23 protein-coding genes and 1 pseudogene are annotated in these 24,801 nt (G+C 54.2%); 19 read left to right on the forward strand and 5 right to left on the reverse strand.

What is annotated here, in order from left to right:
• Positions 1-8: 8 nt before the first annotated feature.
• From ftsZ to ACYVRB_RS03290, 8 genes and pseudogenes are all read left to right on the forward strand, one after another.
• Positions 9-960, forward strand: a pseudogene (gene ftsZ / locus ACYVRB_RS03255) (cell division protein FtsZ); the annotation flags it as partial.
• Positions 961-1,527: 567 nt separating this feature from the next.
• Entirely contained in the window at positions 1,528-2,007 is a 480-nt protein-coding gene (locus ACYVRB_RS03260; protein ID WP_461213508.1) for a cell division protein SepF, read from the forward strand.
• A 10-nt stretch (positions 2,008-2,017) separates the two neighbouring features.
• Entirely contained in the window at positions 2,018-2,299 is a 282-nt protein-coding gene (locus ACYVRB_RS03265) for a YggT family protein (protein WP_461213509.1), read from the forward strand.
• A 16-nt stretch (positions 2,300-2,315) separates the two neighbouring features.
• On the forward strand, positions 2,316-3,095 hold the full coding sequence (locus ACYVRB_RS03270; RefSeq protein ID WP_461213510.1) for a YlmH family RNA-binding protein: 780 nt from the start codon (positions 2,316-2,318) through the stop codon (positions 3,093-3,095).
• 43 nt (positions 3,096-3,138) lie between these two features.
• Positions 3,139-3,840 (forward strand): DivIVA domain-containing protein, encoded by a 702-nt coding sequence (locus tag ACYVRB_RS03275; RefSeq protein ID WP_461213511.1) that lies wholly within the window; start codon positions 3,139-3,141, stop codon positions 3,838-3,840.
• Between the two features lie 272 nt (positions 3,841-4,112).
• Positions 4,113-6,902, forward strand: coding sequence for an isoleucine--tRNA ligase (gene ileS, locus ACYVRB_RS03280; RefSeq protein WP_461213512.1), 2,790 nt, complete (start codon positions 4,113-4,115; stop codon positions 6,900-6,902).
• Positions 6,903-6,905: 3 nt separating this feature from the next.
• Positions 6,906-7,115: a cold-shock protein gene (locus tag ACYVRB_RS03285; protein ID WP_461213513.1), complete on the forward strand. Its 210-nt coding sequence runs from the start codon at positions 6,906-6,908 to the stop codon at positions 7,113-7,115.
• 1,151 nt (positions 7,116-8,266) lie between these two features.
• Positions 8,267-9,832 (forward strand): putative polysaccharide biosynthesis protein, encoded by a 1,566-nt coding sequence (locus tag ACYVRB_RS03290; RefSeq protein WP_461213550.1) that lies wholly within the window; start codon positions 8,267-8,269, stop codon positions 9,830-9,832.
• A 70-nt stretch (positions 9,833-9,902) separates the two neighbouring features.
• Here ACYVRB_RS03290 and ACYVRB_RS03295 read toward each other — a convergent pair whose 3' ends face one another.
• Positions 9,903-10,727, reverse strand: a complete 825-nt coding sequence (locus ACYVRB_RS03295; RefSeq protein ID WP_461213514.1) for a substrate-binding domain-containing protein — start codon at positions 10,725-10,727, stop codon at positions 9,903-9,905.
• Positions 10,728-10,875: 148 nt separating this feature from the next.
• On the opposite strand from ACYVRB_RS03295, the gene ACYVRB_RS03300 reads away from it, so the two are divergent.
• Together ACYVRB_RS03300 and ACYVRB_RS03305 are read left to right on the forward strand one after the other, a co-directional pair.
• The gene (locus ACYVRB_RS03300; protein WP_461213515.1) at positions 10,876-12,306 is read left to right on the forward strand and encodes an MFS transporter; all 1,431 of its coding nucleotides are present in this window, start codon (positions 10,876-10,878) and stop codon (positions 12,304-12,306) included.
• 123 nt (positions 12,307-12,429) lie between these two features.
• Entirely contained in the window at positions 12,430-12,882 is a 453-nt protein-coding gene (locus tag ACYVRB_RS03305) for a DUF3284 domain-containing protein (protein ID WP_461213516.1), read from the forward strand.
• Between the two features lie 72 nt (positions 12,883-12,954).
• Here ACYVRB_RS03305 and ACYVRB_RS03310 read toward each other — a convergent pair whose 3' ends face one another.
• Positions 12,955-14,121: a toxic anion resistance protein gene (locus ACYVRB_RS03310; protein WP_461213517.1), complete on the reverse strand. Its 1,167-nt coding sequence runs from the start codon at positions 14,119-14,121 to the stop codon at positions 12,955-12,957.
• A 32-nt stretch (positions 14,122-14,153) separates the two neighbouring features.
• Complete coding sequence (locus tag ACYVRB_RS03315) at positions 14,154-14,870, reverse strand: 5-bromo-4-chloroindolyl phosphate hydrolysis family protein (RefSeq protein ID WP_461213519.1); 717 nt, start codon at positions 14,868-14,870, stop codon at positions 14,154-14,156.
• A gap of 165 nt (positions 14,871-15,035) precedes the next feature.
• Between ACYVRB_RS03315 and ACYVRB_RS03320 the strand changes: the two genes are divergently transcribed.
• The 5 genes from ACYVRB_RS03320 (at position 15,036) to ACYVRB_RS03340 (ending at position 18,174) form a co-directional block, all read left to right on the forward strand.
• Positions 15,036-15,596 (forward strand): NUDIX domain-containing protein, encoded by a 561-nt coding sequence (locus tag ACYVRB_RS03320; protein ID WP_461213521.1) that lies wholly within the window; start codon positions 15,036-15,038, stop codon positions 15,594-15,596.
• Complete coding sequence (locus ACYVRB_RS03325; protein WP_461213522.1) at positions 15,577-15,846, forward strand: hypothetical protein; 270 nt, start codon at positions 15,577-15,579, stop codon at positions 15,844-15,846. The genes ACYVRB_RS03320 and ACYVRB_RS03325 overlap by 20 nt, the downstream gene beginning before the upstream one ends.
• Positions 15,847-15,910: 64 nt before the next feature.
• Positions 15,911-16,606, forward strand: coding sequence for a 5'-methylthioadenosine/adenosylhomocysteine nucleosidase (locus ACYVRB_RS03330; protein WP_461213551.1), 696 nt, complete (start codon positions 15,911-15,913; stop codon positions 16,604-16,606).
• 21 nt (positions 16,607-16,627) lie between these two features.
• Positions 16,628-17,785 (forward strand): cysteine desulfurase family protein, encoded by a 1,158-nt coding sequence (locus tag ACYVRB_RS03335; RefSeq protein WP_461213524.1) that lies wholly within the window; start codon positions 16,628-16,630, stop codon positions 17,783-17,785.
• 47 nt (positions 17,786-17,832) lie between these two features.
• Positions 17,833-18,174 carry a DUF1831 domain-containing protein gene (locus ACYVRB_RS03340; RefSeq protein ID WP_461213526.1) on the forward strand — a complete coding sequence of 114 codons (342 nt, stop codon included), beginning with the start codon at positions 17,833-17,835 and terminating at the stop codon, positions 18,172-18,174.
• A 52-nt stretch (positions 18,175-18,226) separates the two neighbouring features.
• Here ACYVRB_RS03340 and ACYVRB_RS03345 read toward each other — a convergent pair whose 3' ends face one another.
• On the reverse strand, positions 18,227-19,969 hold the full coding sequence (locus tag ACYVRB_RS03345; RefSeq protein WP_461213527.1) for a bifunctional diguanylate cyclase/phosphodiesterase: 1,743 nt from the start codon (positions 19,967-19,969) through the stop codon (positions 18,227-18,229).
• A gap of 312 nt (positions 19,970-20,281) precedes the next feature.
• Here ACYVRB_RS03345 and mnmA point away from each other — a divergent pair, with 312 nt between their 5' ends.
• From mnmA to ACYVRB_RS03365, 4 genes are all read left to right on the forward strand, one after another.
• A complete protein-coding gene (gene mnmA, locus ACYVRB_RS03350; RefSeq protein WP_461213529.1) occupies positions 20,282-21,400 on the forward strand; it encodes a tRNA 2-thiouridine(34) synthase MnmA in 1,119 nt (372 codons plus the stop codon).
• Between the two features lie 321 nt (positions 21,401-21,721).
• Entirely contained in the window at positions 21,722-22,066 is a 345-nt protein-coding gene (locus ACYVRB_RS03355; RefSeq protein ID WP_461213531.1) for a PadR family transcriptional regulator, read from the forward strand.
• Entirely contained in the window at positions 22,047-22,817 is a 771-nt protein-coding gene (locus ACYVRB_RS03360) for a hypothetical protein (protein WP_461213533.1), read from the forward strand. The genes ACYVRB_RS03355 and ACYVRB_RS03360 overlap by 20 nt, the downstream gene beginning before the upstream one ends.
• A gap of 1 nt (position 22,818) precedes the next feature.
• Positions 22,819-23,547, forward strand: a complete 729-nt coding sequence (locus ACYVRB_RS03365) for a lysostaphin resistance A-like protein (RefSeq protein ID WP_461213535.1) — start codon at positions 22,819-22,821, stop codon at positions 23,545-23,547.
• Between the two features lie 52 nt (positions 23,548-23,599).
• Here the strand turns inward: ACYVRB_RS03365 and ACYVRB_RS03370 are convergent, their stop codons facing one another.
• Complete coding sequence (locus ACYVRB_RS03370) at positions 23,600-24,766, reverse strand: iron-containing alcohol dehydrogenase (RefSeq protein WP_461213537.1); 1,167 nt, start codon at positions 24,764-24,766, stop codon at positions 23,600-23,602.
• Between the last annotated feature and the right edge of the window lie 35 nt (positions 24,767-24,801).

Here is a 24,801-nt window from a genome sequence, read left to right on the forward strand (position 1 = left end):
GAACGACAATGGAATTCTCACTTGATGCACAAAATGATACAGGCGCCGCAATCAAGGTGATTGGCGTCGGCGGGGCCGGTGGCAACGCCGTTAACCGAATGATCGCAGAAGATGTTAAAGGCGTCGAGTTCATCGCGGCCAACACCGATGTGCAAGCCTTATCTAATTCAAACGCTGAAACCAAGATTCAACTTGGCAACAAGTTGACACGCGGTTTAGGTGCCGGCGCAACGCCTGAAATTGGGCAAAAGGCCGCTGAAGAAAGCGAAGAGGCAATCCAACAGGCCTTGCAAGGCGCTGATATGATCTTCGTCACCTGCGGCATGGGTGGCGGCACTGGGACTGGCGCGGCACCGGTGGTCGCTAAAATCGCCAAGGACATGGGGGCGTTGACCGTTGGCGTCGTCACACGGCCATTCACTTTTGAAGGGCCACGCCGTGCCAAAAACGCCGCGGAAGGTATCGCCAATCTTAAAGAGCACGTTGACACTTTGGTAATCATTGCCAACAATCGGTTGCTCGAAATCGTTGATAAGAAGACGCCAATGATGGAAGCCTTCCATGCTGCAGACAATGTCTTACGCCAAGGCGTGCAAGGAATTTCTGATTTGATCACCAGCCCAGGGTTTGTTAACTTGGACTTTGCTGATGTCAAAACCGTTATGGCCAACCAAGGGTCTGCATTGATGGGAATCGGGACTGCTAACGGTGAAAACCGCACGATCGAAGCGACCAAGAAGGCGATTTCTTCGCCACTGCTTGAAGTGTCGATTGCAGGGGCCAAGCAGGTGCTGTTGAACATCACCGGTGGCCCAGACCTTTCCTTGTTCGAAGCGCAAGACGCTTCTGAAATCGTTGCCCAAGCGGCAAGCAATGACGTCAACATCATCTTTGGGACGTCGATCAACGAAGACCTCGGCGATTCTGTTGTCGTGACCGTTGTGGCGACCGGGATCGACGGTGCTGAAGCAGCCAAGCGCACCAAGCGTGCTCAGGCCGCTCAGGCACAAACTGACGCGCCTAAGGCACAAGGTGCTCCAAAGAACGACGATCCGTTTGGCAACTGGGATCTGCGTCGCGAACCGGCTAAGCACCAAGAAAATAAGCCGGCTAACGATCGTAACTTTGACAACGTTAAGAAGACAGAGTTCGACATCTTCGAAAGCCAGCCGTCGCAAGACCCTGACGACGCTGGAGACGATCAACCGCCATTCTTCAAGCGCCGCCGTCAGTAAACCAGAGCGAAGCAGGACGGGTTTAGGCATGTGGATAAGACGGCTTGGGCACGTGCCGGCAACGCCGGTGCGAGACCGAGACGACTTATCCGCGATGCCGTTGTCCTGCGCAGCTCGACGATAAACCAGAGCGAAGCAGGACGGGTTTAGGCATGTGGATAAGGCGGTCTGGGCACGTGCCGGCAACGCCGGTGCGAGACCGGAACGACTTACATGCAACCGCGCTGTCCTGCGCAGCTCGACGACACTTTAGCAAAACTCGACGAACCATGTACGAAGGGAGGGATGCGCGATGGCATTAGAAAAACTTGGTAACAAGATGAAAGAATTCTTTGCGATGGATGCAGAAGATGAGGACGAACCGCTTTCAGAATCAACGACTCAGCCGGGCAAGCGCGTCGCGATACCTGCCCAGTCAGCCACAGACCAGCCGCAAACGCAGACGTTTCGAGGAAACAAGGTGGTTGCAATGAGTAATCCGAACGAACAGACAGCCAAGATCGTTGTCTATGAACCACGGATCTATTCCGATGCGAAAGAAGTCGGGAGCAACCTGCTGAGCAACAAGGCGGTCGTGGTCAATTTTGATCATATCGATACCGACGCTGCCAAGCGGATCGTTGATTTTCTCACCGGGTTGGTATTCGCCATTAATGGTGAGATCCGGCGCGTCGGGGAACAGATTTTTCTGGTGACTCCGGCCAACTTCAAGATCGACGGGGTGCTGGCTGAAAATCTCGGTAACGACTTCGACTTGCAAATGACAGAATAGGAGGATGTCGGTGATACAACAGCTGATATTTTGGATATGGCGCCTGTTGACATGGGTTCTCGATGCTTATAGTCTGGCGATCGCCGTATTCGTGTTGATGTCGTGGTTCCCGGGGGCGTATGAAAGCCGCTTGGGCCAATGGTTAGGGCGCATCGTCGACCCGTATCTGGCGTGGTTTCGCCGGTTCATCCCGGCAATTGCCGGGATGGATTTTTCGCCGTTGCTCGCGTTTGGGGTCATCTACTTGTTCCAAAAAGCCATTAACATCATCTTTTTCGCCGTTGTGAGCTGATTGTTCAGTTAAACGCATGGATAACGTTTATCAACATTTTAGAAAAGGCGAGGCGCCTTTCATCGATCGGATGCAAGAAGCCATCGCCCAGGCGGCGAGTGAATACCGCCCCATTCTGTCGGCTTTTTTAGACCCGCGACAGGTTTATATCACCGATGTCTTGGCGGGCAGTGTCGAAGGCGTGAAGGTCTTGCCATTTGGTGGGTATCCTAACGCCGAGCGGCAGCGAGTGCTTGTGGCGCCGGATTATTTCGAACCAACGGCCGCAGACTACGAGCTGGTGCTGTTGACGATCAAGTACCCCGAAAAATTTGCAACGCTCGACCACAGCCACATCTTAGGCACGCTGGTCAATTCTGGCATCGATCGCGATCTTTTTGGCGACATCCTCACTGACGGCGATACGTGGCAAGTTGTGGTCGCCGCGTCGATGAGCGACTGGGTGCAGACCAACGTCACCAAGATCGGACGCATCGGGGTGCGGTTGGAAGCGAGCGACCTTGCGGAGATCGTTCATCCAGAAGATGACTGGGAACCGTTGCAAACCACGGTACCGTCGTTGCGCTTAGACGCGGTGGTCGCGCACGTGTTCAACGTTTCTCGAACGCGCGCCAAGAGTCTGATCGACGGCGAGAAAGTGCGCCTGAACTTTGCCACAACGACCCGGCCGGATGTTGAGATTGGGGAACACGACATGTTATCGGTACGCGGTTTTGGCCGCTTGCGCGTCGAGTCGTTGCTCGGTACCACGAAGAAAGACAAATTGCGTGTCGCATTCAGTGTGATCCACAAGTAATTGGTTTTACGCGAACTGTAAACAGTGATTAGGAGGCAGTGACATGGCATTGAGCCCACTGGATATTCATAACAAAGAATTCAACGTCCGCATGCGCGGATACGATCAAGATCAGGTGAACGATTTTCTCAGCCAAATCATCAAGGACTATAGTGCTTTGTTGAAGGACAACGAAGATTTGCAAAAGCAACTCGACGATGCCCAAGAGAAGGTCAAGTACTTCACCGATCTTAAAGATGCCTTGAACCAAAGCATCATCGTTGCCCAAGAGGCGGCGGACAAGGTCAAGACCAATGCCGAGCAAGAGGCGGATCTGATTCAGCAACAAGCTGAGAAGAACGCGCAGGACCTGTTGACTTCTTCGACCGACAAGGCCAACCGCATTGTCGGTGATGCCAGTGAAAAGGCCAAGAAGATCACGGTGGAAACCGAAGATCTCAAGCGGCAGACGCGTGTCTTCCGGCAGCGCCTGCAAGTCATGTTGGAATCCCAGCTGGAAGTGGTCAAGAGCCCAGAATGGAAAGAACTTTTGTCCACCTCTGATGCCTCTTCTGTCGTATTAGATCCAGCAAATTCTGAATCTAACCTTGACAAGCCGGCCCAAGAGCCAGTAAACTCAGAAGCAACAGAAGCTGTTGATGATGAGTCGGAGCAACCGGGTTATACCGAGATCATTTTCCCTCAAGAATCTGATTCTGATGACACCGATGCACCGGCACCAACCGATACAGACACTGAAGAATAACGCATGGACACGCGTTGTTAGCCGATCACCGTGGCAGCGACCCAAGAGTTGGTGAAAGCTTGGGAACGGTACGGTTTGCAATATCAGTCCGTCAGTTGCGCTGGCGATAGGTAGTCAGCGCCGGGTACTCCCGTTACGAGTCTAGAGGAAAGCATTGCTTTCGAACTTAGGTGGTACCACGAAGATCTCGTCCTAATATAGGGCGGGGTCTTTTTTGATATCACGGTCATTCAGTAAGCTTGCAACACTGTCATGCGTGAAAGAAGGATATTATGAAAGTCAAAGAAACCCTGAACTTAGGGAAGACGCCATTCAAAATGCGCGCCGGGTTACCGAACAAGGAACCTAAGCTTCAAGAAGCCTGGTATGAAAATCATGTTTATGAAGCTCGTCAAAAATTAAACGAAGGCAAGCCGACCTTCGTGCTTCACGATGGCCCTCCGTTTGCCAACGGGAACATCCACATGGGTCACGCCTTAAACAAGGTGACCAAAGATATCATCGTGCGTTCCAAGTCGATGTCAGGCTTCCGTGCGCCTTACGTTCCTGGTTGGGATACTCATGGCCTGCCAATCGAGCAACAGCTGGCTAAAAAAGGCGTCCGCCGTAAGGAAATGTCGATGGTCGACTACCGCGAAATGTGCCGGCAGTTTGCCATGAAAGAAATCGACAAGCAACGCACCGATTTCAAGCGGCTTGGCGTGTTGGGCGACTGGGATCATCCTTACATCACCTTACAACCTGAATTTGAAGCCGAAGAAATCCGGGTCTTTGGGAAGATGGCTGAAAAAGGCTATATCTACCACGGCTTGAAGCCAGTTTATTGGTCATGGAGTTCTGAATCGACGCTGGCGGAAGCTGAAGTCGAATACCATGATGTGAAGTCGCCATCGATCTACGTGGCCTTCAAGGTCGTCGATGGCAAAGACTTGTTGGATAGCGACACGTCCTTCATCATTTGGACCACCACGCCTTGGACAATCCCGGCTAACCTCGGGATCGCGGTCAACCCACGCTTTGAATATGCGCAGGTTGCCGTTGATGGTAAGAAGTATGTCGTGGCTTCTGAGATGTTGCCTAAGGTCGCAGAAGAAATCGGCTGGCAAGACTATGAAGTCTTGAAGACCTTCCCAGGGACCGCCTTGGACAAGATGACCGCTCAACATCCGCTGTACGATCGCACCAGCTTGTTGATGAACGCGGATCACGTTACCCTCGATGCCGGGACTGGTTTGGTCCACACCGCTCCTGGGCATGGTGAAGATGACTACAAGGTCGGCATCAAGTACGGCCTGCCGGTTTATTCCGTCGTCGACGCCAAAGGCTACATGACCAAAGACGCGCCAGGTTTTGAAGGGGTGTTCTACGATGACGCCAACCGCATGGTCACCAAGGCCTTGACGGAAAAGGGCGCCTTGTTGAAGCTCGACTTCTTCACCCATAGTTACCCGCACGACTGGCGGACGAAAAAGCCTGTCATCTATCGGGCGACGACGCAATGGTTTGCTTCTGTTGAATCCTTCCGCCAAGACATTCTTGACGCGATCGATCAAGTGAAGTTCTTCCCTGAATGGGGCCAGACGCGTCTGCACAACATGATCCGTGATCGCGGCGACTGGGTCATCTCTCGCCAGCGCGCATGGGGCGTGCCGCTACCGATCTTCTATGCAGAAGACGGCACCCCGATCATCGAAAAAGAAACGATCGATCACGTCGCCGACTTGTTCGGCCAATTCGGGTCAAGCGTTTGGTTTGATCGTGAAGCCAAGGACTTGCTGCCAGAAGGTTACACCAACGAACATTCACCACACGGCAAGTTCACCAAGGAAACCGACATCATGGATGTCTGGTTTGATTCTGGTTCGAGCTGGGCGGGTTGTGCCCGGCGTCGTGACGACCTCACTTATCCGGTCGACATGTACATGGAAGGCTCCGATCAATACCGTGGTTGGTTCAACAGCTCCTTGATCACCAGTGTGGCCAATAACGGCGTGGCGCCATACAAGCAAGTCATGTCTCAAGGCTTTACGCTTGATGGCCAAGGCCGCAAGATGTCTAAGTCGCTGGGCAACACCATCGTGCCTGACACCGTTGAAAAGCAGTTTGGTGCCGAAATCATCCGGTTGTGGGTCGCATCTGTCGACTCCAGCTCCGACATGAAGGTGTCGATGGACAATTTTGCCCACACCAGTGAAACCTACCGTAAGATTCGTAATACCCTGCGCTTCATGCTCGCCAACACCAGCGATTATGACGACAAGATCGACCGCGTCTCCTACGCTGAACTCGGTTCTGTCGATCAATACCTGATGGTGCGTCTGGCTCAAGTGGTCAAGGCAGCACGCGATGGTTACGAAGCCTATGATTTCAGCGCAGTGGTCAAGGCCATCACCACGTTTTTGACCGTTGACATGAGTGCCTTTTACCTCGATTTCGCCAAAGATGTCGTTTACATCGAAGGCGAAAAGAGCGTGGCCCGGCGCCGGATGCAAACCGTGATGTACAAGGCGCTAGTCGACATCGTTAAGTTGTTGACCCCGATCTTGTCCTTCACCGCTGAAGAGATCTGGCCATTGTTACACCAAGACCGCGACTTCGCGGCATTGGCAGACTTCCCAGAAGCTCTTGGTTTCACCAACCAAGATGACCTGCTGGCGAAGTGGCCGGCGTTCATGGAATTCCGTGAAAAGGTGCAAAAGGCCTTGGAAGTTGCCCGTGACGCCAAGGTGATCGGGAAGTCTCTGGAAGCTCACGTCACCGTTTACGCTGACGAAAACCTGCGCAAGCAGCTGGAAGCTTTGGATGCCAACCTCGGTCAGTTGTTGATCACCAGCAAGTTCACGATCAAAGACCTGGCAGATGCCCCTGCAGAAGCCCAAGATGTTGATGGCGTTCGCTTGCTGGTTGAACACGCCGAAGGGGAGGTCTGCGACCGTTGCCGCATGACCACGGTCGACGTTGGTGCCGACGAGCACTATCCACATTTCTGTGCGCGTTGTGCCGCGATCGTCTCTGCTAACTATCCTGAAACCATGGCGACTGATTTCGCCTTCGAGGGCTAAGCCATGGAAGGACGCGTAAAGAACTTTAATGAAGAAAAAGGCTTCGGGTTTATCGAAGTCCCAGACCAGCCGGATGTTTTCGTTCATTTCTCGGCCATCGTCGGTGGGGGGTATAAGACGTTAACTCCTGGGCAAACCGTTCAGTTTGTCATCGTCGAAGGCCCAAGAGGCCCGCAGGCGGCAAATGTTTCGGTTGTCGAAGAAGAAGACTAGAAAAACGGCTGAGACCTGCGCTTAGCCGCTAACACAAACAGCTCTGTCCATGATTTTTGAATCATGGGGCAGGGCTGTTTGTGTTTCCTGTTATTTATGGAACACGACGTCATGAATGATGTTTTGGCTTCTGTTATGCACAGCGGACGTGAAGACACGCCAAAGCCGCGTTATGCTCCCGCAACGTGACTTTGGATGATAGGCATCACAAATAAGCAATTTTAGCTGTGTTTTTTCGAATAAGTGTTATTTGGCGGAACGCGCACTCAAAGAAGCATACTGATCTGGTCGATTTTGACGGGCGTGCCATCAAAAAGTACCTGCAACTGTCGTGCGCGCTCTTCCTTTGCTAGTCGAGCTACGCAAGGCACCGGCATCGCGTATAAGCCATCTCGGTCATGCACTGGCGTTGCCAGCACACGCCCAAGCTGTCTTATCCACATGCCTTAAACCGTCTTGCTTCGCTCTGTCCTAGTCGAGCTACGCAAGGCACCGGCATTACGTATAAGCCATCTCGGTCATGCACTGGCGTTGCCAGCACACGCCCAAGCTGTCTTATCCACATGCCTTAAACCGCCTTGCTTCGCTCTGTCCTAGTCGAGCTTTCTGGGGCAACGCGATCGCGGATAAGGCATTCCGGTCACGCACCGGCGTTGCCGGCACGCACCCAGACTGCCTTATCCACATCGCTAAATACGCCCCATAAAGCTCTGTGTACCATGAATGTATCGCCGGGGCCGACCAGAATTACCTTTGGACCCCTTGTCCTACATTTGCGTTGCACCGCGTTTCGGATAGCGACCTTAGACATGCTTCACTTGTCACCAAGTGGCCGTTCAACCGTTCAGACCTGTGGATTGGCCGTAGTTTTGTATCCGGCCGTTCAAGTCATCGATGTACTGGAATTGGAGATCCAACCTTCTAGGATCAGAAGGTTGCGGCTGGTCTCACTGGTCTGCTGGGGAAACAAGGAACATTTGGAGGACCGGTCAATAGATACCCTTACCCAATTTCCGTTAAGAAACCCCTAAGTTTGCGTGGGGGCTTTCAGGCCGGCGTCAGGCGTCGTATAATGGTTTCTATCATTGGGGGTGTGTGCGATTTCAGACGATAAGCAAGCGCAAAAGGCGCTGGTCACCGGTTCCGCGTGGATGACTGCAGGCAGTATTTTCTCACGGATCCTCGGTGCAATCTACGTTATCCCTTGGGTGATGTGGATGGGCACGCACTGGGCGGCGGCAAACACCTTGTTTGCGCGCGGATATAATATCTACAGTCTGTTTTTGATCATCTCGACGGCTGGGATCCCCAGCGCGGTGTCGAAGCAAGTCGCGCATTATCTCGCGGCTGATCAAGAAGCCTCGGCGCACCGCTTGTTCCACCGTAGCATGTTGTTGATGATCGGCTTAGGCGTGGTGTCTGCGGCCGCGTTGTGGCTGTTGACGCCGGTTTTGGCTTTGCAAAATGGTCACGTCGATACGCGGATGATCCCGATCTTGCACGCGCTGGTCTGGCCGCTGTTGCTGATCCCACCGATGAGTATCTTGCGTGGGTACTTCCAAGGCTATGCCGAGATGGCGCCTAGTGCGATCTCACAATTGTTGGAACAGCTGGCGCGGGTCATCTACATGTTGGGCGTGACGTATTTGATCATGCGTGTTGGCAACGGTGATTATGTCCACGCGGTCGCCCAGTCGACATTTGCCGCGTTCGTCGGGGCGGTGTTGGCGCTGCTGTACCTGATCGGGGTATACATGCGCCGGCACAAGGATTTTGCCGGGGTGACGCTGGATACGCCGGAACCGACCCGCAAACTGTTAAGCGAAGTGTTACATCAGTCTGTGCCGTTCATCATTTTAGATGCCGGTACCGTGTTGTATCAATTTTTCGATCAATATAGTTTTCCAGCGTTTTTGAACCACTTCTATCGTGTCTCTGCAGAAACCTCTGACTATTTGTACGGTTTGTTCGCGTTCAATACCAACAAGCTGATCATGATCGTCGTGTCGCTGGCTTCGGCGATGGCGGTCACCGCGATCCCATTGCTGGCAGCGGCGTTCACGCGCGGCGATCGCAAAGGCGTCGCTAGGCAGATCGAAAACGTCTTGCGATTGTTTTTCTTAGTCATGTGGCCGTCAGCGCTTGGCATGTCCGCGGTGGCTCGGCCGCTGTACGCGCTGTTTTACAATGATGACCGTCTTGGGGTGATGATGCTCCAATTCAACGCCTATGTGGCCATCGTCTTGGGTCTGTTCACGGTGCTTGCCGCCGTGATGCAGGGGTTGTATCAAAATCGGCAGGCGATCGGCTATTTCCTGATCGGCTTGGTTATCAAAATCGCCTTGCAGTGGCCGCTGGTTTATTGGCTGCAAAGTTTCGGGCCGTTGGTGGCGACAGGCTGTGGCTTTTTGGTGACAGTGATCTTGATGCTCAACGCCTTAGACCGGCGTTACGATCTCGACTGGTCGCGTCTCGGGGTTGAGATCTCAGAGCTTTTGGGCGCAGCGCTGGTGATGTTTGGTATCGCTTCTGCCATCGTCGGTGGGTGTGATTGGCTGCTTGGCGGGGTGCGCAAGATCACCGCCATTCCGATCTTGCTGGCCGGCGCTGGCGTCGGCGCGGCGGTGTATGCCTATTTGATCTTGCGGTTGCGGCTGGCAGACGATTTGTTTGGCGCTCGCATTGCCGGACTGCGACGACGACTACATATCAAGTAGCGCCTTGCGCAGACAAAAAGACCTTTGACTGACCTGTTCGAACAGATCAGCCAAAGGTCTTTTTATTTGGTCAGTTGTGGGTGTCTTCGATCATCCCGTCTTTGGTGCGGGCGACTTGCATGACCTTGGTGGGGATATAGCCGTGTTTGCTGACAAGTTCAGGTTGGGTCTGAATCATGTGGATGAATTTAGCCGTGGTGGCGGTCGGCGAGCCGTTGGTGTAGAGGTGCTCGTATGCCCATAATTGCCAGCGATTGGTGGTGACGTTGGCGACGGTGGGGCGGATGCCGTCTAGGGTGAGGGCAACGAGGTCGTTTTCGACGGCGTTGAACGGCAAGAACCCGATGGCGCCAGCGTGGTTTTGAACGTAACGTTGCATCGCGCCGGTCGTTTTGAGGGTGACGTCGGCTTTGGGGGTCGCGTGATCCAAGGCCAGCGCCTGGAAGTTGGCGAGCGTTCCAGAACCTGTCTTCCGGCTGGCGACGGTGATGGCGAGGTCCTTGCCGCCGACTTGGCGCCAGTTGGTGATCTGCTTGGCAAAAATCTGGCGTAGCTGCTGGGTCGTCAGCGCCTTAACGCCGGCTTTAGGATTGGCGACTGGCGCGATGCCGACCACGGCGATCTGATGGTCGACCAGGCGACCAGCCGTCGGGTCAAACACGTCGCTGGCGCCGATCGTCACCTTTTTGGTTGCAACTTGTTTAAGGCCAGTTTGCGAATCGGTGCGCGTGAGTTTGATCGCGGCTGCTTGGTCTTGCTGGGCGGCGGCGTGCAGAAGTGGGTAGACCGCCGTTGCGCCAGTGATGGTGATCGTAGGCTTTGACGTCAGCCGGGTATAAACCCCGCCGGTCACCAGGGCGATGACGGCGACGAGGCCGATTAACCATTTTGTCATGTATATCCTCCTTGATCTGGTGCTATCGCCAGTGTAGCAAGCCCATGTAAAGACACGACGTTAACAGGGTATCGGTTTCGTAAGCTTTGTATTATTTCTGTAAGCAGGGGTATAATAATGGAGCCATTTTCATAAGGGAGGAATTATTGTGCAGAATTATGTCGACGATCCGACCGTGCAAAAGCATCGCTGGTGGATCATCACGGCCGTGGGCATGTTTACCATCATGTCGACGCTCGACGCGTCGATCGTCAACATTGCCTTGCCGGTGATGTCCAAAGACCTGCATGTGCCCATGAACCAAGCGGAATGGGTGGTTTCCATCTACCTGATCGTCATCTGTGCGCTGCTGTTGTTGATGGGCAAGCTCGGAGACACGCTGGGCAAGATCCGGATCTTCCGGCTGGGTACGGGTCTGTTCACAGTGGGGTCGCTCTTGGCCGGCTTCAATCATAGCTTTTACTTGTTGCTGTTTGCGCGTGTCTTACAAGCGCTGGGGGCTTCGATGACCATGGCCAACAACAACGGCATCATCACAGAGATCTTCCCGCAAAACGAGCGCGGCAAGGCATTGGGGCTGATCGGATCGTTTGTTGCGGTGGGTTCGATCGCCGGGCCCGGGATCGGGGGTCTGATCCTCGGGGTCTTGCCTTGGGGCTATATTTTCTGGATAAACATTCCCATCGGCATCGCCACAATGGTCGTCGGCCACTTTGTCTTGCCAAAAGACCTCCGCGTCAACCATCAGCCGATCGACTGGGCGGGCTTTGGTAGCTATGTGGTCGCAATCGTGCCGTTTTTTCTGGCGATTTCGCTCGGCCAAGAAGTGGGCTTCACCAGGCCGGCGATCCTCGGGCTGTTTGCGGTGGCGATCGCCGCTTTCGTGGTGTTTTTGCTGATCGAGCGGCAGCGGGCAAATCCGCTGGTGTCGTTGAAACTGTTCACCAATCAAGAATTCACGATCAGCTTGCTGTGTGGCTTCTTGATTTTCGTGACGAACTTCTTTTCCAATGTCATCACGCCGTTTTATCTGGAAAATGCCCGCGGTTTTTCTGCCACGCATGCCGGGTATCTGATGATGATCTTCCCGATCGTGCAGGTCGTCATCGCGCCGTTGTCTGGGAGCCTGGCGGATAAAATTGGGCCGTATGTGTTGACGTTGGTGGGTCTGGCGGCGATTTTGCTCGCACAGTTAGGTTATACCGTTTGGCATTTGCACTCCGGTTTAGTCATGATCTTGTTGGTGATCGCGATCAATGGTTTTGGCAACGGGGTGTTCCAGTCGCCCAACAACACGATCATCATGTCGGCGGTGGCGGCAGATGATCTGGGTATCGCCGGCGGCTTGAACGCGTTGGCGCGCAATCTCGGCATGGTGGTTGGTATCTCTGCGGCCACCACGACGTTGTTTGCTTCAATGAGCCACACGGCAGGCCGAAAAATGACGACTTATCCGACCGGCAACGACGCGTTGTTCATCTCGGGGATGCGCGTCGCGTTTTACGTCGCGATCGGGTTGTGTGTGATCGCGTTTGGGCTGACGACATACCGCATGTTGAAACAACGACGCGCTGCATGAAAAAAGGTCGTATCTAGCTTGCGGGTTGATACGGCCTTTTTGCGTGTGCTGGCGAGCGTCAAAGTTGCTCAGCCCACCAGTAATTCGCTATGCTTAAGATAACCCAAACAGGAGGTTCTCGCCATGCAGATCACGATCGCGATTAAGGCACCGCAGATGTTCTACTTTGCCCGCTTAGTGGAGTTGCACCAGCTGGATATCCAAGCCGCAACCGGTAAAAACGTGTCGCTACACCGTTTGCCCGGCTATACTTATCGAAAAACGAATCCGGCGATCGGCATCAAGATCTTAACCTGCGAACCTGGCAGGCACTTCGCGTTCGAAATGACGAAAGCCGGTGAGACATGTGAGATCAGCTATCGCCTGCAACGCCTGTCCAGCCAGTGCACGTCGCTGACGTATTCTGAGCGTGTCATTACCACCTCGCAGCCATCATGGCGAACGCATTGGCAAACTTGGTGGCGTAGGCAGCGGCTTTTGCAAGAAGTCCGCCAAGTTGCGCGCAGTTACGCGATCTTGCCGCAACTGAAGCTGCGCGTCGCTGAATTGCAACCAGTTTTGTCAGAAGAAAGCTGAGCGAACCCAAACAAGGCCAGTTTCCAGGCATCCGGAATTTTCGGATGCCTGGGAACTGGCCTTGTTTTGTGGTTACATCTTGCCTTGGGTATAGTCGAGCAGGTGATTCTTGAGTTCGTTTTCCATGTTGGAAAGCTCTTGTTCCGCGGCTTGGCGCTTGGAGCGGCCTTCTTGTTGAATCTGTAAGGTCTGCTGTAAGGTGTCCACCAGGTCGTTTTGCGTCTGAGTGAGGGTTTCGATGTCGACGACCCCGCGTTCGTTTTCCTTGGCGGTTTCGACAGCGGAGATCTTGAGCATCTCTGAGTTCTTCTTCAACAAGTCGTTGGTGGTTTCGGACACCTGACGCTGGGCGGTGACGGCGTCTTTTTGCCGCAACAGCGTCAGCGCGATGGCGACTTGGTTCTTCCACAGCGGGATGGCGGTGTTGATCGAGGCTTGGATCTTCTCGGCCAGCGCCTGGTTGGTGTTTTGAATCAGGCGGATCTGTGGGGCCTGTTGTAAGGTGATCTGACGGGCGAGCTCCAAGTCATACGCGCGCTTTTCCAAGCGGGATTGGAACTGCTTGAGGTCGTTGACTTCTTGGACCTGCATCTGGTCGCCTGAGGTCTGAGCCTTGCTCAAGGCTTCGGGGATCGTGGTGCTTTCGAGTTCTTGTAGCTTCATCTTGGCGGCGGCGATGTAGATGTTCAAGGCATCGAAGTAGGCCTTGTTTTGCGCGTAGAGTTCTTCGAGCATCTTGTTGTCCGTCAACAAGCCTTGTTGTTCTTTTTCGAGACGCGAGGCGATACTGTCGATCTGGGCGCCAATTTTTTGGTATTTGGCGGTAATTTCAAAAATCGACCGGCGGACCTTGCCAAACAGCTTCTTGAAAATGTTGCTGTCTTCTGCCCGCAACTCGTCGGGATTGGCTTCGTTCAATCGCGCCATCAAGCTGGTCAAGGCGTCGCCCACGGCCCCAGTGTCTTGGCTTTGCACTTGGTTAAGCATGGTCTGGGAGAACTGGCCGAGCTGCTTTTGGGCATTGGCGCCGTAGCTCATGACCGCTTCTTGTGACTTGACGTCGATCTGTTCTGCGAGCTGCTTGGCTTGGGCCTCTTGTTCCGGGGTCAAGTTGTTAGAAGGGGCGTCTGGTTCCTGCGCCTTTTGGGCGACGGGCTTTGCGGCATCGCCAAAAGGGTTCGCCAGTAGATCATTGACAAGATTAGGTTCGGTTTGAGATTGTTGTTGGTCTTCACTCATAATTGCTGCTCCTTTGATCGCGCAACCAAGCGTCAGCGGCTGTGTTGCTTTTCTTTTTCGGTAACGCCAGAAAGATCGACACGCCGGTTTAAGGTCTGTGTGGCTTCTGGAATCTGTTTTTTGGCAAGGTTGATGTCGGCTTCTAGAGAATCGATGTCGGCTTCAACGAAGTTCGCGTAATCTTGGCGGATCGCTTCGGCCAAATCTGCGGTCGTGTTCGCCGCCGTGGTCAACACCGCATAAGTATCTTCGGTTTTGACTTCGTGGTGATCGATGGCCTCGTATTTCTGGACGATACGGACCAGATTAGGGAGCTGCTCGTAAATAAAATGGCCGGCAGCGCTCATCTGTTTAGGCGCCTGCACGATCGCTTTGAAATAGGCGTGCAATACCGCGACGAGATCCTGGTTGCTCGCAATCGCCTTGAGCTTCGGGACGCGGTCGATGACCGCTTCGAATGTCTGAATCTGATCGGCGACGTTGTCCATGGTCTCGCGGAACAAAGCGACTTCTTGTTCGTCCAATCCGGAAGCTTGATAGTGTGCCGCCATGTCCGGCTTCAGTGGTGGGGTCGTTTCGGTTTGCGCCGGGCGCGGCCGAGAAAGCTCGCCGATGAAGCGCGCAAAGGCAAAGACGATACCCACAAAAATCGCAATTCCAATGTGTTGTAAGAGCATCCCGACGGCAAAGCCGCCGATGCCCCAGACAAGAACCCGCCACCAGCGGATACGTTGGTTTGTTTTTTTCACCTGGTTCACTTCCTATTCGGTGTATGCCACCAGTTTACCATATAATCCCTATGGCAATATCCGCCTTGGGGTGGAGATTAATCAAGAATTCGTTAAGTCCTTTGCATGATGACGAGGCATTGGTATCATGGGTAAAGTAATCAGAAGAAAAAAGGACGACAAGACGTGGCAAAAGAAACTTTCGTATCTGAAGAAACCCTGTACACCGGCAAGATCTTGACGCTTAAACGCCAGACGGTCCGCTTGGCCGACGGTCGCACCGCGTTGCGCGAGGTCGTGCACACGACCGGCTCTGCAGGCGTGTTGGCGTTGGATAAAGCGCAGCGGGCGCTGTTTGTGCGGCAGTGGCGCGCACCGCTTGGTCAAGAGACCTTGGAGCTGATCGCCGGGCGGATCGAAGTGGGTGAGAAACCGCTGGCCACGGCCAAGCGCGAGTTGAACGAAGAAGCCGGGCTGCAGGCGACCAACTGGCGGCCGCTGAGCACTTTTTATCAGGCGGCGGGATTTTCTGATGCCCAGTGTCACTTGTTTGTGGCAGAGGGCTTGGCGCCAGTGTCTCACAAGCGCCCGCAAGACGATGGCGAGGCCGTCGTCGGTGAGTGGCTGAGCTTGGCCCAAGCACAGGTCCAACAAGCCGCCGGCGTCATTTGTGACGCCAAAACGGTGTTGGGTCTGGCCTTGTGGGCAAATCTAGGAGGTGAAGGCGATGGCAGAAGAAGAGCCTAAGACGCGCAAGGCGTATCGACAGGCGCAACAAGCCGCCGCACAGGAATCTGAACAGCGCGATCGCAAGCGGCAAGATGTTGAGCGCGAATACGCACGCGATCAGCGCAAGGCCAAGCGGCCCAAAGTCGGCACTGAATTTGACGAGCGTACTTATAAGAAAGTAAATAGCATGAAGAAAAAGTTGAACTGGGCGATCGGCATCGTAATCGTGTTGATCATCGTGGTCGGCCTGGTTTTGTTCCTTGTGTGATTGCCGCTTACGCAAAATAAGCGTACACTGGTTATTGAGATTTTTGACAGAGAAAAGGAGTTTTATCATGACAATCGGCGTTATCTGCGCAATGGAAGAAGAACTGCGGGCCTTGCTCGCGAAGCTGGAAGGCAAACAAGAAACCGTGGTTGCCAACCAAATTTATTATCGAGGCACCATCGACAATGTCGCGGTGGTCTTGGTCGAATCTGGCATCGGGAAAGTGCAGATGGGGATGACCTGCGCGATCATGCTTGAGAAATTCTCGCCAGACGTTGTGATCAACACCGGTTCTGCCGGCGGTATCGGCAGCGGCCTGCATGTTGGCGACGTCGTGATCTCCAACGCCGTGGCTTACCACGATGCTGACGCCACGGCCTTTGGCTACGCGCTTGGCCAACTGCCGCAACAACCCCAACAATTCACCGCAGACGCTGATTTGGTTCAAGCTATCGCCACGGCCGCGCACAGCGTGGATCTGCAAACCAAGGTCGGGCTGATCGTTTCTGGCGATCAATTCATCGCCAGCGCCGACGCCACCAAGAAGATCTTAAGCATCTATCCGCAGGCTTTGGCCGCCGAAATGGAAGGCGCCGCGATCGGACAAGTCGCCACGCAATTTGGCGTGCCTTTCGTGGTCATCCGGGCGATGAGCGACGTCGGCGACGAAAACGCCGGCCAGTCCTTCGATGAATTCATCATCGATGCCGGCAAACGCTCTGCACAAATGCTTTTGGCTTATTTACACCAGCTCGCTTAATGCAAAAAGGAGTGCAACATCATGCAACACGTTTATCTTGATAATGCCGCTACGACCCCGATGGCGCCAGAAGTCATCGCGGAGATGACCGCGCAGATGCAAAACGATTTTGGCAACGCCAGCTCGACGCATTGGTTTGGGCGTACCGCCCACACCGTGTTAGACGCCAGCCGCAAGACGATCGCGGAGTCGATCAACGCCAAGCCAGATGAGATCATTTTCACCAGTGGCGCGACTGAAAGTAACAACACCGCCATTCGCATGACCGCCCATGAACGCGCTGACCGCGGCAAGCATATTATCACCACCGCCATCGAGCATCCCAGCGTCATGCAGTCGATGAAGCAACTAGAAGCAGAAGGCTTCACGGTGACCTATCTGCCCGTCGATGCCAACGGTGAGATCAGCCTCGATGATTTTGACGCCGCGCTCGACGACCAGACCATCTTGGTGTCGATCATGATGGGCAACAACGAGGTCGGTTCGCGCATGCCAATCGCCGCCATTGGTGACCGTCTGCGCGACCACCAAGCCGTTTTCCACACCGACGCCACACAGACCTATGGCCTGTTAGACATTGATGTTAAGGCGCTCCATGTCGATTTGTTGTCGACGTCTGCCCACAAGATCAACGGGCCCAAGGGCGTCGGGTTCTTGTATCGGAACGCGGATCTCATGATCAAGCCGTTCTTGCTGGGCGGCGAGCAGGAGAAAAAGCGTCGGGCCGGTACGGAAAACGTCGCCGGTATCGCTGGTTTTGCCAAGGCGGTGTCGCTGTTGACGCCTGAGGTCAAAGCCGCACGCCAGGCACATTATCTCGCTTTCAAGCACCAGATCATGACGGCGCTGGATGATGCTGGTATCGCCTATGACGTCAACGGCAGTATCAAAGCCGACAACCCGAACCATGTGTTCAATTTGTGGCTGCATGGCCTGTCGACCTACGCCCTCCAGACGAACCTCGATCTGGCCGGATTTGCCGTTTCCGGTGGTTCGGCTTGTACCGCAGGCTCCTTGGAACCATCACACGTTTTGATTGCGATGTTTGGGGAAGATTCACCGCGGATTAGCGAAAGCATCCGCATCAGCTTCGGCCGCAACACGACAGAAGCTGACATCGATGCGTTCGCCCAGGCGTTGATCCGGATCGCCAAGCGCTTGCTGGCGCGTGCCAAGTGAGCGCTTGCGTGTTAAACTGAAGTTAATTCATTGACGGAGGGGATAACATGGCATTAGCAACTACCGGGGCCGCGTTGGGCGACCCGAAGACATACGCGATCAGTCCGCAGGTGAAGCGGTACACCTTGATGGATCTAGGATTCGTTAAGACCAAAAACGGTAACTTCCAGCTGGAGCGTTCGCTGGATCCCAAGTCGCCGTTCACCGCCGCCAACAAGCTGCGCATCACGTTCAAAGCAGACCTGTCTGCTTTTCAAATGAGCGTGACCACCGGCAACGGCCTTAAGGCGCTCAACATCTTCAAGACGGATAAAACCGCCGACAATGTCGAGCAGTATAACTACATCGTCAAAGAGTTGATTGATCGTCAGGTCTTGCAAGACGCGTAATCAAAAAAAGCCTTCCGCAAATTGTTGCGAAAGGCTTTTTGCATGCAAGACGCTATGCTTCAGGAAGGCTTGGCTTACCAAAGTAATAACCTTGGAAATAATCGATGCCTAAGGTTCTGGCAAACTTGACGTCATCTTCGTCTTCGACGCCTTCGAGAATGAAATCGAGGTTTGCTTCGCGCTTAGCGACGTTGACCCAGAAGGTGACACGCTCGCGGATGCGCTTGAGGGATTCATGCTGGCGCAGGTTTTGCATGGCGAACTTGATGCCGTCGATGTAGGGCAGGATCTGACACACGAGCTCATAGGTATTATCTGAACCAACATCGTCGATGAACACGCGGATGCCGGCGTCTCGATAAATGGCGGTGACGCGGCGGATCGTGCTGAGGTCAGGCACTTCAATGATCTCGACGATCAACCCGGCCGGGCCATAGTCGGCAGTGGCAAAACCTGCCAACGCGCTGGCGGTGTTGACATCGGAAAACTGCGCGAGGGTGAGGTTGATCGTCATACACCTGAGCTTACTGCGATTGATGATCTCGGTCATCAATGCGATCTGCTTTTCCACATGGATATCAAACTTCGCCGGCAGTTGCCAGCGGTTTGTTGCGGCATTGAATTCTCGCAGTAAGAGCTCTGCTCCCCATTGTTCCACGCCGGAGTCGGTAACCAGCTCGATCGGTTGCGCAAAATAGGTCAGCTGGGGAACGGCGGCAATCGTTGCCGGGGAGGTATCGCTTTGCAGCTGATCGCGGCCGTGTTGCTTGCTGATCCGGAGGCGATCGTCGGCACGCTTGTAGACTTCATTGATGCTTTGATCAGTGTCATGGACGGCAGTTACGCCGGCCGACAGCGTCATCGCCACCTGTTTACCATCGACGGGAAACGGCTGTCGGCGCACGCTTTCAAGACAATCGTTGATCGCTTGGTTGGCCTGGTCGGCATCTGCCCCCAGCAAGGCGACGGTGAACTCTTCACCACCGGAGCGGAATAAGCGGACTTTGAAGTCGAACTCGGCCAGCAATTGGCGAAGGCGATCGGTGATGGCGACCATCGCGATGTTGCCGGCGAGATACCCATAACGTTGGTTGAACTCACCGAAGCGATCGACGTCAAGCGCGGCGATCGTCAACTGTTGATGTTGGCTTTTGGCTTCATTCAACATCTGCGACAGCGTGGTTTGATCGTGAACAAACATGGTTTCGCGCGTCATCTGTTCATAGGCTGAAACCCGCTGCAACGTCGCGGTCTGCGCATCTGTTCGGGCAGTCAGGCGGTTATATTCTGCCACAATCACCCCTAAGATCAAAAACGCACCGACGTCGCGTACCCACCACCAAGCATCAAACGTCCGCGGGCGCGAGACGTAGATCCCAACGATACCAGACAATCCGAGCACGACGATCCCAAGATAATCCCAGTAGCGGTGTACTTGCATCGACTGGCGAAAAACAATCAGCCCAGATAACACCAGCACCCAAACCAGCCAGATGATGATGACAATCGGCGTGAGTGGTTGGGCATAAATACCCAGGTATACCGCGCAACAGAGTTCTTGGATGCTCACGGTAATCCAATCACCGATGCGAACCGCGATGACATAGAGGCTGATCAACATCAGATTCAAAAACGCCCAGTGCCAGCCGACCAGGCTCATTGTCGGGTTGAGGCGATACAGTGCGCCTTGAGTGAGATATAACACCGCCAGATAGACCAACCCGGCCGTGCGAATGATGCCCTTGCGATGAGTAACAACAAAAGGTGAGATCGCCCGTTCTTGTATCCAGTACATCAGGGAAGTGACGCCAAGGGATAAAAAAATACACAATAATAATGTTGTCAGAAATGATACGCTGATCGCAAATCCTAACACGACAGTAACCTCCAGGCCCTATCTATCTAAGGCGCTGGTGTTACACAACTCCCCGTGGGTAAGTATAACGAAAAAATTATCTTACCACAATGACAATTGGATTACGGGTGTTGCTTACAGGCCAGCTTACTTTTTGTCAAGCGCCACAATTATTGCTATAATGTTGTGACTGGAATCTTGACCTTCAAATCAATGCTTTCAGCAATCTAATGAAATGATGGTGGTTCAACTATGGACAACAGTAATACTCGCGTTGTCGTCGGGATGTCAGGCGGGGTCGACTCAAGCGTCACCGCCTTGCTCCTCAAGCAACAGGGTTATGATGTCGTTGGCGTCTTCATGAAAAACTGGGACGACACCGACGAATATGGCGTCTGCACCGCGACGGAAGATTACGAAGACGTCGCGAAGGTCGCCAGCGAGATCGGCATTCCTTATTACTCGATCAACTTCGAGAAGGAATATTGGGATCGGGTCTTCCAATATTTTCTGGATGAATATAAGGCCGGCCGTACGCCGAATCCAGATGTAATGTGTAATAAGGAAGTTAAGTTCAAGGCCTTCCTCGATTATGCGGAAGAGCTTGACGCGGATTACATCGCTATGGGGCATTACGCACAGACGACGACCGACGAAAACGGTATCGTGCACATGTTGCGCGGCGCGGATGGCAACAAGGACCAGACCTACTTCCTCAGCCAGCTTTCCCAAGCACAGCTGAAGAAGGCAATGTTCCCAATCGGTCATCTGCAAAAGCCTGAGGTCCGTGCGATCGCTGCGGAGTACGGCCTCGCAACTGCCAAGAAGAAGGATTCTACCGGGATCTGCTTCATCGGTGAGCGGAACTTCAAGCAGTTCCTATCGACTTATCTGCCGGCCCAGCCTGGTAAGATGATGACAGTCGACGGCGTTGAGAAGGGGACGCATGACGGGTTGATGTATTACACCATCGGTCAGCGCTCCGGGCTTGGCATCGGTGGTAACTCCGAGAATTCCGAGCCATGGTTCGTGGTTGGTAAAGACCTCAGCAAAAACGTCTTGTATGTCGGCCAAGGCTTCAACAACCCCCACTTGATGGCAACCAGCCTTGATGCCAGCGACATGAACTTCTTCACCGGTGCTGCACCGGCAGACGAGTTCCACTGCACCGCCAAGTTCCGCTATCGTCAAGCCGACGTTGGCGTGACCGTCACCATGCAAGACGGTGGCAAGGCCAAGGTGGTCTTCGACGAGCCTGTTCGGGCCATCACGCCAGGGCAAGCCGTTGTCGTGTATAACGGCGACGAGTGTTACGGCGGTGGCACCATCGACGTGGCATACAACGACGCCAAGGTTTTGCAGTACGTATAAATTAGAGATGCGCCTGGTCTTCACGACAGGCGTTTTTTATTGCGTACAGTGGGTAGTTTTTCGATGCCTGCTTATGAGATGATGACGGCAGAAATACAGGTAGTGGTTTAGGCAAGTTAATCAAATTTAGGTGATTGGCAGATTGAGGATGCCGTCAGACTGGGATTTGTTAAGTATATTTCCCGCACACGCGGGCCGGAATTTCCACGTGAACCTTTGATTACAGACGCGGCCAGCCGGCCGCGTCTGTTTTTTATCTTGCACTACCTTGCAAAGCAACATATCCACCTGTATACTTTGCTTTGCAAGGTAGGTGAGTCGATGACAAAAATTCCCAGTCAGTTGTTGAAGGGAACACTCGAAGGTGCGTTGTTGATGATCATTGCCCAAGGCGAAACCTATGGCTATGCCATCTGCAAACAATTTGAAACACGTGGCTTCGGGGCGATTCCCGAAGGCACCGTCTATCCGTTGTTGCTGAAGATGCAAAAACGGCAACTAATCAGTGCGACCAGGCATCGTTCCAAGACGGGACCGGATCGCAAATATTATCGTTTGACGCCTGCTGGGGAACAGGCGATCGCAGATTTTGTGCCGAGTTGGTTGCAGCTCGTTGGGGCGATGGGTGATTTGATGGAGGATTGCGATGAAAACGCGCAACGATGAAAAATTGGCGGCAATCAAGGGGATCGATCGCGTGTATCTGCAAACACTGGTCGGATATCTGCGTTCAGATTTCACGAAGGATCCTGAAGCCATCGAAGATGTCATCGCAGACATCCTAGATGGCGTTACGATTGCAATCGATTCGGGCCAGTCAGCCAAGCGTCATTTTGGCAACGATCCGCAGACCGCCGCAGATGCAATCCTCAAAGAGTTGCCGCACCAGCGTTTTACCCAGTATCTTGGCTTGGCGTGGCCGTGGGTGAATCTTTTTGCCGCGTTTTTCTTTTTGCAAGGGTTGTTTCGCCAACCGATGCGGTGGCGGATCGATGACTTCGATGGCCTGTTGATCGTTCCGGCGATGCTGGTCGGGACCTGGTTTTTTCGCGGATTTGATTTCAACCGTCTCAGCAGACGAACGAAGCAGCGCATGGGGATGGGCTGCCTGAGTTTTGTTTTGATTGTCGGTCTGGGGGGTGTCATAATCAGCCGAGGGGACAATCACATCATCAGCATGGTTTGGCTGTTGGCGGGGCTTGTCGTCCTTGCTTGCGGCAGTTTGATCAGTCTGCGGCATGACCGCACGGCGGCCTGGTGGTTGTTGGCCTGGGGCGTCATGATCGCCACTGTTTTGCTCGGTGGACAACCACTCGGGCACGCCGCATCTTGGGCGTTGGTGCTACTCAACCTTGGCCTGTTTGCCTTGGCGTACACGAAAAATCTGTTACCACAGCGCGGCAATATCGGAGGATAACATGCACAAACTCAACTGGGGAATTCGCCTCGTCATTTTGTTGGGGCTAATGATTCTCGTCGGCGAATACGTCATCGGCTACGGGACGCGGCTCTTGCAGCTGGCGTACGCTCCACACCTGCTGATTTACAAAGGCCTGGAATTGCTCCTGATCTTAGGTGTGAATCGCTGGCTGGTACATCAAAAACTGCACGTCACACCGCTGAAGTGGGTCACGTCCATTCTGCTGTTGCTGTTTTGGCTCGTGATCGCGGTAGTGACCTGGAAAGTCGCCGGTGGTATGCGCGTGGTCAATGGGATCGTCGTCGGGATCGTTGCCGCGGCGACAGAAGAGGTCATGTTTCGCGGCATCGTGTTTGCCCAGTTGCGCAAGCATTGGGGGATGTGGCCGGCGATCATCGTTTCTGGTTTACTTTTCGGCGGCTTACACCTGATCAACCTCACGCATCAAGGCGCGTTCATGACCTTGATGCAGAACCTGCAGGCCGCGGCCATGGGAATGATGCTGGCCGCACTGTATCTGCGCAGCGGCAGTCTGTTGGCGCCAATGAGTTTTCACTTCAGCCTGGATTTCATCGCCGTTGCCATCCACGGCACGAGCGGGACCCCGGTGGCGACACAGTCAATGCTGCTGGCAGGGTCGCTGTTTTGGGTGATGATCTATCTGGCCGCGACGGTCGTGATTTTGTACGGGAGTCGCAAGCCGCTGAGATTGTTGGCCAAGGCGTAAAAAAGATGTGATCGACCTCGCAAGTTGCGGAGTCGATCACATCTTTTTTGGTTTAGTTGGTGCCGAGGGTCATTGAAGCCTGGTAGATCGAAGTGACGGCTGCTTGATCCAGCGGCACATACGCGTTGGTCAAGCCGTGAGCGGCAGCACGGGCGGCCATCTCGGCAAAATGCGAGTCGTCTTTGATCCCAATCGCTGGAAGCGTCATGCCAAAGCCCAGGTTGTTGATCCAGGCATAAGTGGCGTCGATGGCCGCCTGTGGATCGGCATTGGCAGGCAGATCCCAGACCCGGTGGCCGAAGCGCTGGAATTGCGCGCGGGTGCTGGCGTCGTGATCGAGACAATACTGCATCCAGCGCGGCGTCAAGATACCCAACCCGACGCCGTGGGTGACGTCATAAACCGCAGACAGTTGGTGTTCCATCGCGTGGCAAGACCAGCTGGAACCGGTGCCGGCGCCGACGAAACCGTTCAGCGCGGCGGTTGCCGTCCACATCAAGTTACGCCGGGCGTCTAGGTTATCGGGATGGGTGATGGCGACCGGCGCCCAGGTAATTACCGTGCGCATCAGGCCTTCGATCATACCGGCAGATGCGTCGTTAGGCGTCGCGCGGTCGAAGTATTGTTCGCAGAGGTGGCTGAAAATATCCATGGACCCGGCGGCGGTTTGTGATGCCGGCACCGTGGTGGTCAAGCGGGGATCGAGAAACGACACCGCCGGCCCGTGGGGACAGCGCGCGCCGAGCTTGAGGTGTTGATCTGGGTCTGAGATCACGGCGTTGATGTTCATCTCGGTGCCGGTCGCCGCCAGCGTCAAGATATCCACCAGCGGCAACATGGCTTGTTTGGCGGCGAGCTTGCGATCGACCACCAAAGACCACGGGTCGCCGTCGTAGTGGGCTGCCATCGCGATTACTTTGGCACAGTCGACGACCGAACCGCCACCGACGGCCAAAATGACGTCGCGGTCATGCGCGAGTTGTTGGCCGGCTCGCACCGAGGCGATTTTGGGGTTAGGTTCGACACCAGCGAGTTCGACAACATCAAAGCCCGCGAGCAGTTTTTGTACTCGGTCATAAAGCCCCGAGCGATGGATCGATTGGCCGCCGTAAACGAGCAACACGCGGGTGCCGAATTTTTTCAACGTGGTTGCCAGCTCGGCATCGATATGATCACCGAAGCGGATCTCGGTGGGATTATAAAAGGTGAAATCTTCCATTGTAAAGGCCTCCAGTTCTCATTGTCTCGATTATA

Source organism: Lacticaseibacillus boliensis, from assembly GCF_054784775.1.